Source organism: Arthrobacter sp. FW306-06-A (genome assembly GCF_021870055.1).
In the GTDB taxonomy this organism is placed as follows: Bacteria; Actinomycetota; Actinomycetes; order Actinomycetales; family Micrococcaceae; genus Arthrobacter.
Genome location: NZ_CP084552.1, coordinates 1,017,968 through 1,030,937, shown reverse-complemented (window position 1 = coordinate 1,030,937; position 12,970 = coordinate 1,017,968). Strand labels below are relative to the sequence as shown.

At 66.1% G+C, this 12,970-nt stretch carries 12 protein-coding genes; 6 read left to right on the top strand and 6 right to left on the bottom strand.

Features of this window, described 5'->3' with window-relative positions:
• Position 1 precedes the first annotated feature (1 nt).
• Complete coding sequence (gene speB / locus LFT49_RS04930; RefSeq protein WP_236801233.1) at positions 2–1,066, bottom strand: agmatinase; 1,065 nt, start codon at positions 1,064–1,066, stop codon at positions 2–4.
• A 309-nt stretch (positions 1,067–1,375) separates the two neighbouring features.
• Here speB and LFT49_RS04925 point away from each other — a divergent pair, with 309 nt between their 5' ends.
• Entirely contained in the window at positions 1,376–2,206 is an 831-nt protein-coding gene (locus tag LFT49_RS04925) for a DUF559 domain-containing protein (RefSeq protein WP_237429912.1), read from the top strand.
• Positions 2,207–2,322: 116 nt separating this feature from the next.
• Here LFT49_RS04925 and LFT49_RS04920 read toward each other — a convergent pair whose 3' ends face one another.
• Positions 2,323–2,898, bottom strand: a complete 576-nt coding sequence (locus LFT49_RS04920) for a helix-turn-helix domain-containing protein (protein WP_018769601.1) — start codon at positions 2,896–2,898, stop codon at positions 2,323–2,325.
• A 261-nt stretch (positions 2,899–3,159) separates the two neighbouring features.
• Between LFT49_RS04920 and LFT49_RS04915 the strand changes: the two genes are divergently transcribed.
• Positions 3,160–4,680, top strand: coding sequence for a sodium:solute symporter (locus tag LFT49_RS04915; RefSeq protein WP_237429911.1), 1,521 nt, complete (start codon positions 3,160–3,162; stop codon positions 4,678–4,680).
• 102 nt (positions 4,681–4,782) lie between these two features.
• Here LFT49_RS04915 and LFT49_RS04910 read toward each other — a convergent pair whose 3' ends face one another.
• A complete protein-coding gene (locus tag LFT49_RS04910; protein ID WP_236801230.1) occupies positions 4,783–5,010 on the bottom strand; it encodes a hypothetical protein in 228 nt (75 codons plus the stop codon).
• Between the two features lie 265 nt (positions 5,011–5,275).
• Between LFT49_RS04910 and LFT49_RS04905 the strand changes: the two genes are divergently transcribed.
• Positions 5,276–6,421, top strand: a complete 1,146-nt coding sequence (locus tag LFT49_RS04905) for a VIT1/CCC1 transporter family protein (RefSeq protein ID WP_237429910.1) — start codon at positions 5,276–5,278, stop codon at positions 6,419–6,421.
• A gap of 40 nt (positions 6,422–6,461) precedes the next feature.
• On the opposite strand, the gene LFT49_RS04900 is transcribed toward LFT49_RS04905, so the two are convergent.
• On the bottom strand, positions 6,462–7,598 hold the full coding sequence (locus LFT49_RS04900) for an LOG family protein (RefSeq protein WP_237429909.1): 1,137 nt from the start codon (positions 7,596–7,598) through the stop codon (positions 6,462–6,464).
• A 274-nt stretch (positions 7,599–7,872) separates the two neighbouring features.
• On the opposite strand from LFT49_RS04900, the gene LFT49_RS04895 reads away from it, so the two are divergent.
• Complete coding sequence (locus LFT49_RS04895; protein WP_236821354.1) at positions 7,873–8,613, top strand: GntR family transcriptional regulator; 741 nt, start codon at positions 7,873–7,875, stop codon at positions 8,611–8,613.
• Between the two features lie 17 nt (positions 8,614–8,630).
• The gene (gene iolB, locus LFT49_RS04890; protein WP_236821353.1) at positions 8,631–9,524 is read left to right on the top strand and encodes a 5-deoxy-glucuronate isomerase; all 894 of its coding nucleotides are present in this window, start codon (positions 8,631–8,633) and stop codon (positions 9,522–9,524) included.
• Positions 9,525–9,530: 6 nt separating this feature from the next.
• Here the strand turns inward: iolB and LFT49_RS04885 are convergent, their stop codons facing one another.
• Positions 9,531–10,739: an MFS transporter gene (locus LFT49_RS04885; protein WP_237429908.1), complete on the bottom strand. Its 1,209-nt coding sequence runs from the start codon at positions 10,737–10,739 to the stop codon at positions 9,531–9,533.
• Positions 10,740–10,907: 168 nt separating this feature from the next.
• Between LFT49_RS04885 and LFT49_RS04880 the strand changes: the two genes are divergently transcribed.
• The gene (locus tag LFT49_RS04880) at positions 10,908–11,357 is read left to right on the top strand and encodes a MarR family winged helix-turn-helix transcriptional regulator (protein ID WP_236801223.1); all 450 of its coding nucleotides are present in this window, start codon (positions 10,908–10,910) and stop codon (positions 11,355–11,357) included.
• A 91-nt stretch (positions 11,358–11,448) separates the two neighbouring features.
• Here the strand turns inward: LFT49_RS04880 and LFT49_RS04875 are convergent, their stop codons facing one another.
• Positions 11,449–12,885, bottom strand: coding sequence for a sugar porter family MFS transporter (locus LFT49_RS04875; RefSeq protein ID WP_373462188.1), 1,437 nt, complete (start codon positions 12,883–12,885; stop codon positions 11,449–11,451).
• Positions 12,886–12,970 lie beyond the last annotated feature (85 nt).

Genomic DNA, 12,970 nt, shown 5'->3' with positions numbered 1-12,970 from the left:
CCTACTCCTTGGTGGCGGCCGCGAAGCCGGCGGGGCGGCGGGCTTCCTGGCCAAGAGCCTGCGCCGCGTATCCGTTTTCCGCGCCAATACGGCTTCCGGGAGCGGCGTTGTCCGCCATGAGGGTCACCAGTTCGTAGGCGACGTGGCTGGCGGCAACGCCGGTGATCTCCGCGTGGTCATAGGCAGGAGAGACTTCGACGACGTCGGCACCCACCAGGTTCATGCCGCGGAAGCCCCGGATGATCTCCAGGAGTTCGCGGCTGGTGATGCCGCCGGCCTCGGGAGTGCCGGTACCCGGAGCGTGGGCGGGGTCCAGGACGTCGATGTCCACGGAGATATAGAGCGGGCGGTTGCCGATCCGGTCCCGGACCTTGGCCACCGTCTCCAGTACGCCCTGGTAGTAGACGTCCGCGGAGGTGACGATGCCGAACCCAAAGCGGTGGTCGTCGTCGAGGTCCTTTTTGCCATAAAGCGGGCCGCGGGTGCCGATGTGGCTGATGGCCTCGGTGTCCAGGATGCCTTCCTCCACCGCCCGGCGGAACGGCGTGCCGTGCGTGTATTCGGCGCCGAAGTAGGTGTCCCAGGTGTCCAGGTGGGCATCAAAGTGGAGCATGGCAATGGGTCCACCCGCACGCTCGGCGGCGGCGCGCAGCAGCGGCAGGGCGATGGTGTGGTCCCCGCCCAGGGTCAGCAGCTTGCTCCCCGCGGCGGTCAGGTCCAGCGCGTTCTGCTGGATGGTCTCGATGGCGTCGTTGATGTTGAACGGGTTGACCGCCATATCCCCGGCATCGGCCACCTGGATGTTTTCGAACGGGCTCACATCCCAGGCGGGGTTGTAGGGACGCAGCAGGCGGCTCGCCTCGCGGACATGATTGGCGCCGAAGCGGGCTCCCGGACGGTAGGAAACGCCTGAGTCAAAGGGGACGCCCACTACCGTGACGTCGGCTTTGTCCACCTGGTCCAGGCGCGGAAGGCGGGCATACGTGGCAGCTCCGGCGTAGCGGGGAATCCGGGATGAATCGATGGGGCCAAGGTTGCCGTTGGCTTCAATGCGCAGCTCTTCCAATGGAGGCCTCTCCTTCGAGGAGTTGAGGGGACTGGTGTGACTGCCATCATACACCCCTGTTTCCCTGTGAGCATCAGGTGTTTACCTCCTGGCGGCGCGAAGAGGTTCCGATCGTACCTTCCTCCCCAGTTGCTTCCGGCGCCGCGCCACCTTGGAATTCGCGCTCCGCGAGTTTCCAGCACGTCCGACGCTGGAGCCAGGCAGGCGGAGAAAGTAAGTGGGCGGGAACGCACCCGGCACCGCACGGGGTTGCCCACATAGGGACGGCGGCGGGTTCCAGATGTCCTCCCACGCGCCTCAAATAGCCTGGTGGACATCATCGAATACCTGCACAAGTGCGGCGGTGTGGCCAGGTCCGGCCAATTCCTGGCGGCAGGATTCCCGCGCCGGGACCTGCTGAAACTCAATGATCTCGGCGTTGCCCAGCCCAAGAGGGGCGTATTCGCCCTGCCGGGCTGCGACCCCCATCTCCTGGTGGCCGTCATGCACAATGCCAGGCTGAGCTGTGCCAGCGCCGCCGCCCATTACGGCCTGTGGCTGCGCAACCCACCCGAACGCCCGCATCTGGCGTGCAATCACGGACACGGCAGCGGCTTCATCCGGCATCGCACGGTCAGGTTCCAGGGCAACCGTTTACTCCCCGTTGCAGCCATCGAGGACGTAGCCCTGCATGCCCTGACGTGCCTGGCGCCACCGGCGTCCACCGCGCTGGCAACCTCAGCGATCAGGCTGCACGGAGTGCCCCGCGAACTGCTGGCGTCCCAGCTGCAGGCAGACCGCTCCGGAACCGCCCGCCGCATCCTGCGCGGGCTGGATCTGCGGGCAGAATCCATTGTTGAGGTCGATGCCCAACACCTGTTCCGCAGCCAGGGCATCGACTACGAACCACAGGTCTTCCTCCCGGGGATCGGTCGCGTGGACTTCCTGATCGCAGGGTTTCTGATTGTGGAGATTGACGGCTTTGCCTTCCACTCCAAACGCACCGATATGCTTCGGGACCGGAAGCGCAATAATGCCGCAGCCGTCAGCGGTTACGCCGTCCTTCGCTTCATGCCGGAGCACATCTGGTTTGATCCCGGCTCGGTCGTCAGGGAAATCAGGACGGTACTGGCGGGAGGCCAGCGGAGCCCGCGCCGATAAGGGGGCAGTCCAGCCCAGTTACCCCGCCCCATGGCCCTGCGCATCAGGGCATTCCGCAGAAACCGGGCAGCACTACTGCGGAGGCACGGCGGCAACCGGGCAGGAGTGCACAGAGATCAGCGGCTGGCCGCGGGGACCAGGACCCAGAGCACCTCGACCGGCTTATCCGTGGGGTTGACCCAGGTGTGGGGTTCGCGGCCGGGGAAGGTAACCGTGTCGCCGGTGCTGAGGTCGTATTCCTCGTTGGTCAGGATCAACTTGATGGACCCCTTGATCACGTGCAGCACATCCACGTCGCAGTCCACGGCGTAGAGCTCGGACTCGCCACGGCCGTGCGGTTCGATGACGGCCTGGATGATCTGGACCCGGCGTTCCGAGCGGGCAGTCAGGAGGCGTTCCACGATGCCCTGGCCGCCCAGCGAAATCCGCGGGCCGTCGTTCCGCTTGGTCAGGTGGGTTTCAGGCGCGGCAAAGAGGTCGCCAATGGAAATGGACAGCACTTGGCACAGCGTCACCAGGGAAGCAACGGAGGGCGAGGTCAGGTCCCGCTCCACCCGGCTCAGGAAACCCTTGGTCAGCCCGGTGGCGTCGGCTACCTGCTCGATGGTGAGCCGCTGGGACTGCCGGGCGGCCCGGATCCTGGAGCCGATGGCAACCGGGACGTTGCTGGGCTCAACTGGCAGTGCCTTCATCTACGAACCTTTCATGGCCGGCAGCCCGGCTCCACTCTCGAGCCATACTAATGGCCGCCGCTTATGTGACGCGCGGATGCCACACGGGCAATCCCCAGCCACTGGCGCCCCTTGACTGTTGCAGCCGTCACACTCTAGTCTGTGGAAACTCCTGTTGCCTATAGGGCAATTCCAGGAGCCGTTTCCGTTCGTCCGCGGCGGTTCCGGGCGCCGTCGCCCCCGGTCCCACACCCGGCGCCCAACTGCTCCAAGGAGCCATCTATGGATGCACGTGCCATCAACATCGCCATCGTGGTGGTGTACCTTCTCGCAATGCTGGCCTTCGGCTGGTGGGGCAAGTCCCGTACCAAAAACAACAGTGACTTCCTGGTGGCAGGCCGCCGCCTTGGCCCGTTCCTCTACACCGGAACCATGGCCGCCGTCGTCCTCGGCGGAGCCTCCACCGTTGGCGGCGTGGGGCTCGGCTACAAGTTCGGCATCTCCGGCATGTGGCTGGTGGTGGCCATTGGCGCGGGCGTCCTGCTGCTGAGCCTCCTCTTCGCTGGCACCATCCAGAAGCTGAAGATCTACACGGTGTCCCAGATGCTCTCCCTCCGCTACGGGAGCAGGGCAACCGAAGCCTCGGGCATCGTCATGCTGGCCTACACACTGATGCTTTGCGCCACCTCCACCGGCGCCTACGCCACCATCTTCGTGGTGCTGTTCGGCCTGGATCGGGCGCTGGCCATCGCCATCGGCGGCGCCATCGTGCTGGTGTACTCCACCATCGGCGGCATGTGGTCCATCACCTTGGCGGACCAGGTGCAGTTCGTCATCAAGACCGTGGGCATCTTCTTCCTCATGCTCCCGTTCACCCTGAACGCCGCCGGTGGCCTGGACGGGATCCGCAGCCGGGTGGACGCCAGCTTCTTCCAGATGGACGGCATCGGCGTCCAGACGATCATCACCTACTTCGTGGTCTACACCCTTGGCCTGCTGATCGGCCAGGACATCTGGCAGCGCGTGTTCACCGCCAAGACGCCCAAGGTAGCCCGCTGGGGCGGCGCCACGGCCGGCATCTACTGCATCCTCTACGGCGTGGCCGGGGCCCTGATCGGCATGGCCGCCAGCGTGGCCCTCTCCAACGTCAAGATCGCCGCCAAGGACGACGTTTACGCAGAGGTGGCCCAGAACCTGCTCCCCGTCGGCATCGGCGGGCTGGTCCTGGCAGCCGCCGTCGCCGCCATGATGTCCACCGCTTCCGGCGCCCTCATTGCCGCTGCCACCGTTGCCCGCGCCGACGTCCTGCCGTTCGTGGCCGGCTGGTTCGGCAAGACGGTCAACACCGGGGACACCGAGAACCCGGAGCATGACGTCAAGGCCAACCGCATCTGGGTTCTTGCCCTGGGCATTGTGGCCATCGTCATCGCCATCATCACCAAGGACGTGGTGGCGGCCCTGACCATCGCCTACGACATCCTGGTGGGCGGGCTCCTGGTGGCCATCCTGGGCGGACTCGTGTGGAAGCGCGGCACCGGCCTGGCCGCCGCGGCCTCCATGGCCGTCGGCTCCGTCGTGACCCTGGGCACCATGATCATCCTCGAAATCAACGCCAAGGCGCCCCTGGACGGAATTTACGCCAACGAGCCCATCTACTACGGCCTGATTGCCTCCGCCGTTGTCTACATTGCGGCGTCACTGCTCACCCGGCCCACGGACCCCGCAGTTATGCAGGCGTGGCAGCGCCGGGTTTCCGGGCAGGAACCCGAGGACGCCCCGGAGGAAGTCCTCGCCGGCCGCTGACAAATGGAATCCCCGGCAAAGATATAACGCACGACGGCGGCACCTCCTTTCGCTTTACCGCGAAAGGAGGTGCCGCCGTCGTAAGTCCTACTCCCCTATGTCCTAGCTCTCAGTGTCGCGGGGCTCGTCGTCATCCAGCGGGACCTCGCGGTCCTCGGCATCGATGACCACCGGCGGCGACTGGACCACCGGTTCCTCCTCATCAATCAATGCGTCCTCCGCATCCCAGTCCGCATCGTCTACCGGTGCATCCTCGGCGTAATCGTAGGCGGGGTCCGCTTCCACGGCGTCCAGGTGCGGCATGTCCGGGTGCTGTCCGGTGGTGCTCATGATTCAACCTCCGTAGGTTCGCCTGACGTGCTCTTTCGGGAGGGCGCAGCCTGCGCCACACCTTCATCACAGCACCGGCTGGCCGGACGGGTCAATAGCCGCCGGAGCCCGGGAAGAAGGCCGGGAACGCAAGCGCCAGGGGCCCTTGGTTTAAGGCAAACCGAAACTTTGCAGCGAGGTTTGCCAGCCAAAAAACCGCGGAAATCCGCAGTAGGCTGGCAGGGCAAAGGCGCGAAAACATGCCCTTTCCAGCCCAGGAGTATCAGTGTCGCAGCACGCCCAATCCAATCCGCATGCCATACCCCAGGAGGCCCCGCACACCGTGCAACCCCAGCCCTCGCCGTCGAACATCAAGCGGTGGCGCCAGTACCTGGCCGATGAGCGCGCCGAAGCCGCCGTCTACCGTGACCTGGCCCAGAACCGCGAGGGGGAAGAGCGCGCCATCCTCCTGGCCCTGGCCGAGGCAGAAGGCCGGCACGAGGCACACTGGCTGGCACTGCTCGGTGAGCACGCCGGCAAACCCAGGAGGGCGTCCGCACGAAGCCGGTTCCTGGGGTTCCTGGCCCGGCACTTCGGCTCCGTGTTCGTGCTGGCCCTAGCCCAGCGCGCCGAGGGCCGCTCCCCTTACGCCAAGGACCCCAACGCCACCCCGGCCATGGCCGCCGATGAGCAGATCCATGAGGAAGTGGTCCGTGGCCTGGCAACGCGCGGCCGCAACCGCCTGGCCGGTACGTTCCGCGCGGCCGTCTTCGGGGCCAATGACGGTTTGGTCAGCAATTTGTCCCTGGTGATGGGCATGGCCGCATCCGGTGTGGCCAGCAGCGTGGTGCTGCTCAGCGGCATCGCGGGGCTCCTGGCCGGCGCCATGTCCATGGGCGCAGGTGAATTCATCTCCGTCCGGTCCCAGCGCGAATTGCTGGCCGCAACCCGTCCAACGCAGATCACCCTGGCGGCGGCGCCCAAACTGGACCTCGAGAACAACGAACTGCTCCTGGTGTATTTGGCCCGCGGGATGTCCCGGGAAGCGGCGGAACACCGGGTTGCCGAGCGCACGGGCCAGTTGTCCTGCGACTGCGATCCCAGCCTGTCCCTGCAGCCGGAGCTCGCGGAGGAAGACGACCGGCACGAGGCAGTGGGCACGGCGTGGGGAGCCGCATTGTCCAGTTTCTGCTTCTTCGCCTCCGGCGCGGTCATCCCCATCCTGCCCTTCGTGTTTGGCATGACCGGCGTCGCAGCCCTCGTCGTGGCAGGGGCCCTGGTGGGCATTTCCCTGCTGGCGACCGGCGCCGCCGTGGGCCTGCTGTCCGGCACGTCCCCGCTGACCCGCGGGCTGCGGCAGCTGGCCATCGGCCTGGGCGCGGCCGCCATCACGTACCTGCTGGGCATGCTGTTCGGCACGGCGGTGGGCTAGCAGCCAGCAGCGGCTTTTCATGGAGGTCCTTCGGCAACGTTCAGCGTTCCCGGAGGACCTCCACTGCTTCGTCCACCGTGTCCACCAGGAAAATGTAATCCGCCATGGCCCGGCCGGCCGCGAGGCTGCGCAGCATGGGCCAGGCCGGGTATTCCTGCTCCCAATGGCGCCGCCCCACCAGCACCATGGGCGCCACCTTTTCGCGGGCGCCGTAGTAGTTCTCGCAGGCGTCCTGGAAGATCTCCTGCACTGTGCCGGCGGCGCCGGGCAGGAAGACAATCCCGCCGTGGCACAGTTCCAGCAGGATTGCCTCCCGGATGGCGTTGGCAAAGTATTTGGCGATGTGCGTGGCAAAGTAGTTGGGCGGCTCGTGCCCGTAGAACCAGGTGGGGATGCCAAGCGAGGGCGTCCCGTCCGGATGGCGTTCGACGACGGCGGCGGCCGCACGTGCCCACGCCGACACCGAGGGGCGGAACCCGGGAACAACGGCGAGCGTGGCCAGCGCTGCCTGCACGTCGCCGTCGGACGCCTGGCTCAGGTAGGCGCCCAGGTTCGCCGCCTCCATGGCACCCGGCCCACCGCCGGTAGCCACCGAATGGCCGTCGAGGGCCAGCAGCCTCCCCAGCCGCGCCGCCTCCGCGAACTCCCGGCTGCCGCGCGGCGCCGCGTGGCCGCCCATGACGCCGACGATGGACCGGCGGGTCCAGGTCCCGGAGCGGGTCAGCTCGTCCAGCGCATCCCCGATGGCATGATCGTGCAGGGCAGAGGCCAAGGTTGAATCCACCCGGTGCCGCTGGCCCGGCTGGATACTCCAGTGGTAGATGCGCGCGTCCGGCACCTCCTCATACGGGGACGTCGCCAGTCCGGCGTACAGCTCAGCCGGGGAATACAGGGCCGCCCGGTAGGGATCGAACGGGACACCTTCCAGCCTGGGGAAGATCAGGGCTCCGCGGCTCCGGAGGTAGCCCTCCATGCCGTCATCGAAGACGCAGCCCAGGAACATCGCACCCTCGACGGTCACGCTTTTCAGTGCTGCCGACCGGCCCCGCAGGTCCAGCGACTGCGCATGCCAGCCGTGCAGGTTGACGGCGCCGCCGGCCACCAGGCGGTCGAAGCTGGCCAAGTCCTGGACCTCGAGGGTGCGCGGGCGGGGACCAAGGCTACCGGCGAAATTCATGATTGTTGTCCTGCGGCCCACATCATGGAGTCAGCCTAGCCACCCAACGCAAACGCGGGGCGGGAGGAGGCGTCCTTCTCCCATGCGTCCCTACAACAGGACAACCCTCCGCCCCTTTATCACAGCAGCCGTGGAGCACCCTTGACCGTCCCGGTGCGACTGCTACGATCGAGAAGGGACTATGTCCTATCAAGAGAACATATGGCGGCAAAGTGCCCGCAGCGCGCCTGTCCCGACCGGGCGGCGCTGATCCAACCGACACAAGGGACGCATCGTGGCGAACAATCTGGGACTCACCATCGACCGCTCCTCCCCCGTGCCCCTGTACCACCAGGTGGTCCAGGGTATTGAAGCGGCCATCTACAGCGGCGCACTGGAACCCGGCAGCCGACTGGACAACGAAATCGACCTGGCGGCCCAGCTCAACCTGTCCCGGCCCACCATGCGCAAGGCCATGGACGAACTGGTCCGTTCCGGCCTCCTGGTGCGCAAGCGCGGTGTAGGAACCCAGGTGGTCTCCAGCCAGGTCCGCCGCCCGCTGGAACTCTCCAGCCTCTATGACGACCTCACCAACAACGGCAAGAAGCCCACCACCGACGTCCTGAGTTTCTCGCATGTGGAGGCGGATGACGCCACCATCGCCACGCTGCAGCTGCCGGCAGGCTCCAAGGTGTACCACTTCACCCGGCTCCGTAAAGTGGGCGGCAAGCCGCTGGCCCTTATGGAGAACTGGGTGCGCGACGATATCGCTGACATAGATGAGGCCATGCTGCGGGCCGAGGGGCTCTACTCCATCCTGCGCCGCGGCGGTGTGAACTTCCGGCTGGCAACCCAGCGTATCGGCGCCAAAACCGCCGATGATTACCAGGCCTCCATGCTGGACACCGCGGCCGGGTCTGCGCTGGTCACCATGGAGCGCACCGCCGTGGACGATACCGGCCGCAGGGTTGAAACGGGCCACCACGTGTACCGCGCCGATTCCTACAGCTTCGAAATGACACTCGTCCAGCGCTAATCCAAGGAGCCAACTCCATGACCAACTGGGTCTACCCCCTGGGCACTGCCGGCCATGGCAAATGGGACATTTCGATCGGAACCCCCGATTCCTCCCTGACCGTGAACGGGTGGGCACACACCGGACTGAAGGTGGCCACCCTGGCCGCGGGCGCCGCCGTCGAACTTCCCGCCGCAGACGAGGAACGCATCGTGGTGCCCCTTACCGGGTCCTTCACGGTTAGCGTTGACGGCAGGGACTACCCGCTGGCAGGCCGGGCGTCGGTCTTCGCAGGCCCAAGCGACGTGCTCTACTCGGGCACCGGACGTGCGGTAAGCATCAGCTCCCCCGACGGCGGCAGGGTTGCCGTGGCCACCGCGCCGGCCAAGGCGTCCTATCCCACCCGACTGGTATCTGCAGCCGAAACCCCCGTCGAACTGCGCGGCGCCGGCAACTGCTCGCGCCAGGTCCACAATTTCGGCACGCCGGCAGCGCTGGAAGCCGACCGCTTCATCGTGTGCGAGGTCCTCACCCCCGCCGGCAACTGGTCCTCCTACCCTCCGCACAAGCACGATGAGGAGAAGGACGGCGAGACCTCCCTCGAGGAGATCTATTACTTCGAGACGCAGGTGGCGGCCGGATCAGGCGCTCCCTCCGACACCGACGCAATCGGCTACCAGCGTGTCTACGCCTCCGACGAGCGGCCCATCGACGTGACGGCCGAGGTGCGCACCGGCGACGTCGTCCTGGTCCCCTACGGCTGGCATGGCCCGGCCATGGCAGCTCCCGGATACGACCTTTACTACCTGAACGTCATGGCGGGACCCGGTCCGGTGCGGGAGTGGCTGATCAGTGACGACCCGCACCACGGCTGGGTCCGGCAAACCTGGGAGAACCAGGACATCGATCCGCGTCTGCCGTTCCGCCCCTGAGCCTGGCTAGGACCGGACAAGCCCAGGCATGTCAGTGGATGCCGCCACTACCTTGTGCTGCTTCTCGCTCCGCTTGGCGCCGGCCGCAGCGAAGGCCATGACGGCAAGGCCCGCAAAGGTAATCACTGCGCCGGCCCAGATGGGCGAGGTGTAGCCGAGCCCGGCGGTGATGGTGACGCCGCCCAGCCAGGCGCCCAGGGCGTTGCCCACATTGAAGGCACCGATATTGGCGCCGGAGGCCAGCGTGGGAGCCCCGGAGGCGTACTTCATCACGCGCATCTGCAGGCCCGGTACGGTGGCAAAGCCGAAGCCTCCCATCAGCACCAGGGAAATGACGGTGAGGACCGGGTCGGCGGCTGCCAGGGCGAAGGCCACGAGAACCGCGGTCAGCGCGGCGAGCACTACCAGGAGCGTGCGGTCCACGTTCCGGTCTGCGGCCTTGCCGCCCACAGTGTTTCCCACGAAAAGACCCACCCCGAAGACGATGAGCAGCCACGGCACGGTTGACACCGCGAAGCCGGAGACCTCCGTGAGCGTGTAGGCGATGTAGGTGAACGCGCCGAACATGCCGCCGTAACCGAGGATGGTAACAACGATGGACAGCCATACCTGACCGGACCGGAAGGCTCGAAGTTCGGAGCGAAGGCTGCCGGCTTGCTCTGCCGCACCTGCCGATTTGGGGACCAGCGCCAGGATCCCGGCGAGCGCGGCCACGCCAATTGCCGTGATGGCCCAGAACGTGGCACGCCACCCTGCGGCCTGGCCCAGCAGCGTTCCAAACGGCACACCCAGGACATTGGCCGCGGTGAGGCCGGTGAACATCAGCGCGATCGCACCGGCCTTCTTGCTGGGCGGGACCATGCCTGCCGCCACCACAGCGCCGATGCCAAAGAAGGCGCCATGTGAGAGGGCGGCAATGACGCGGCCCAACATCATGGGCCAGTATCCCTCCGCAGTGGCCGAGAGCAGGTTTCCTGCGATAAACAGCACCAGCAGTGCGGCCAGGACCGGCTTACGCTGGAAGCGCGTGACGGCAGCAGTCAGACCCAAGGCGCCCACTACCACGGCCAGCGCGTAGCCGGAGATGAACCAACCGGCCGAGGCCTCACTGACGCCGAAGTCCGCCGCGACCTGCGGAAGGAGCCCGGCAATGACGAACTCGGTAAGTCCAATGCCAAACCCGCCGAGGGCGAGTGCTATCAAGCCAACAGGCATGCGAATGCTCCTTTGAGCTATAGGTGTGGTTGTTCCCTTGACGGGATAGCGCCTAAGATAGTTGCAGACGCGGTATTTATTGTTGCACATGCAAATATACCGCGCAAGCAACTATCTTCGACCGCCGCTAGTGGTCGGGTTGCCGACCCTCTTGTAAGGAGTAAAAGCATGGGCATCAAGGACGACGCCGTCGAGGTCCGCGCCCAGGGCTGGCGAACCCTTGCAGCCCTGCACGGGCTGATTGAAACCGAACTGGAGCGCTCGCTGCAGGCAGAGTCGAAACTCTCAGTGGTGGAGTACACGGTGCTGGATGCCCTCAGCCGGCAGGATGGATGGCACATGCGCATGCAGCAACTGGCCCGTGCCACGGCATTAAGCCCCAGCGCCACCACCCGACTGGTCAACCGGCTGGAGGACCGCGGCCTGCTCACCAGGATTTTGTGCGACGACGACCGGCGCGGGATCTACACCGAGTTGACTTCCAGCGGGAGCAGTTTGCTCGCGGAAGCGCGGCCGGTGCACGACGCCACCCTGGAACGTGCCCTCGATGAGGCCATGGCCATCCCGGAACTGGCGCCGCTGGTGGATGCCCTGCCCCGGTTGCACGCCAGCACCTAGGGCCCGCCGCACGCGCCGAAACGCCCCTGGGGATTCCCTCGGGGGGGCGGTGCGGGGCCGTTGCGGCGTGGAACAGGTGTGCCCGTTTGGGTTAGGAGAGCTGGGCTTCGGTGGTTGGGGCCTTGCTGCGCGCCACGTTCTTGAAGTAGTGCTCCAAGTCCTCGAGGCTCTTGTCCTTGGTCTCGGGAACGTACTTCGCGGCGAAGGCAATGGCGGCGACGCCGAGGACTGCGAACACGAAGAACGTGTTGGAGATGCCGATCGCCGCCAGCAGCTGCGGGAAGCCGAACCCGATCAGGAAGTTCACGATCCACAACAGGAAGGCCGACGCCCCCACGCCCAGGCCACGGATCTTCAGCGGGAATATTTCCGAGAGCATCAGCCAGGTCACCGGTGAGATGGCGCCCTGCTGGAACGCCAGGAACGTGACGGTGAGCGCCAGGATGACGAAGCCGCGGGCTGTGCCTTCCGGCAGGATCAGGGAGAAGAGGCCAATCAGCAGCAGCGCCGTGGTGGTTCCCACCTGGCCCGTAATCAGCATCCTGCGCCGGCCCACCTTGCCCAGCAGCCAAATTCCCACGAACGTGGCAACCACTGAGATGACACCGTTGGCGATGTTGGCCGTCAGCGCCGCTTCACGGCCAAAACCGGACTGGGAGAGGATCTGGGTCCCGTAGTACATGATCGAGTTCACGCCGGTGATCTGCTGGATCACCGCCAGGCCAAGGCCCACGAAGAAAATCCGGCGAAGCCACGGGATGCCAAGGTCCTTCCAGGACCCCATCTTGGACTTGTAGTCCTCCACGGCCATGGCCTTGACTTCCTCGAACTCCCTCCGCGCCTCTGCCTGTGACCGGATGCGCTTCAGGACGCTGAGCGTCGCCTCGAAGCTGCCCATGGAAGCCAGCCAACGGGGGCTTTCGGGCATGTAATTCATCCCGATCCACAGCGCGACGGCCGGGAGGGTGGCGATGACCAGCATCCAGCGCCAGACGCCGTGGGACTCACCGAACGAGTTGCCGAGGTAGGCGTTGAAGATAAATGCCAGCAACTGCCCCGTAACGATCATGAGTTCGTTTTGGGTGACAATGCGTCCGCGCCGGTTGCTGGGCGATACCTCGGCCAGGTACACCGGAACAGTCACCGATGCCCCGCCCACGGCGAGCCCCAGGATGAACCGGGCGGCGATCATCACTTCCGTGCTGGGTGCAAAGGTGCAGCCCATAGTGCCCGCGAGGAAGATGAGAGCCAGCACCATGAGCATCCGACGGCGACCGTGACGGTCCGCCAGGCGGCCGCCGAACAGGGCGCCGAAGGCGGCACCAAACAACAGGGACGAGGTGACCAGGCCCTCGGTCAGTGGTGTCAGGCCCAGGTCCTCCTGCATATAAGGCAGCGCCCCGTTGATCACGCCGGTGTCGTAGCCGAAGAGCAGGCCGCCCAGGGTGGCGGTGACGGTGGCAGTCCGCAGTGCCCACTTGTGGTTCCCCGGCTCCCTTCCTGCCGTCCCACCGTGAAGCGAGGTCACGGGCGTCCTCATTGGACGCACCATTTTCCGGCCTCCGGCTGGTAGCGGAGGACCTTGGCTCTATTCTCGTTTTCGGCACAGACGC

Excerpts from the sequence above, each read along its gene's own strand:
- LFT49_RS04920 (WP_018769601.1), bottom strand. The coding sequence starts at position 2,898 with ATGAAGGCACTGCCAGTTGAGCCCAGCAACGTCCCGGTTGCCATCGGC.
- LFT49_RS04915 (WP_237429911.1), top strand. The coding sequence starts at position 3,160 with ATGGATGCACGTGCCATCAACATCGCCATCGTGGTGGTGTACCTTCTC.
- LFT49_RS04910 (WP_236801230.1), bottom strand. The coding sequence starts at position 5,010 with ATGAGCACCACCGGACAGCACCCGGACATGCCGCACCTGGACGCCGTG.
- LFT49_RS04900 (WP_237429909.1), bottom strand. The coding sequence starts at position 7,598 with ATGAATTTCGCCGGTAGCCTTGGTCCCCGCCCGCGCACCCTCGAGGTC.
- iolB (WP_236821353.1), top strand. The coding sequence starts at position 8,631 with ATGACCAACTGGGTCTACCCCCTGGGCACTGCCGGCCATGGCAAATGG.
- LFT49_RS04885 (WP_237429908.1), bottom strand. The coding sequence starts at position 10,739 with ATGCCTGTTGGCTTGATAGCACTCGCCCTCGGCGGGTTTGGCATTGGA.
- LFT49_RS04880 (WP_236801223.1), top strand. The coding sequence starts at position 10,908 with ATGGGCATCAAGGACGACGCCGTCGAGGTCCGCGCCCAGGGCTGGCGA.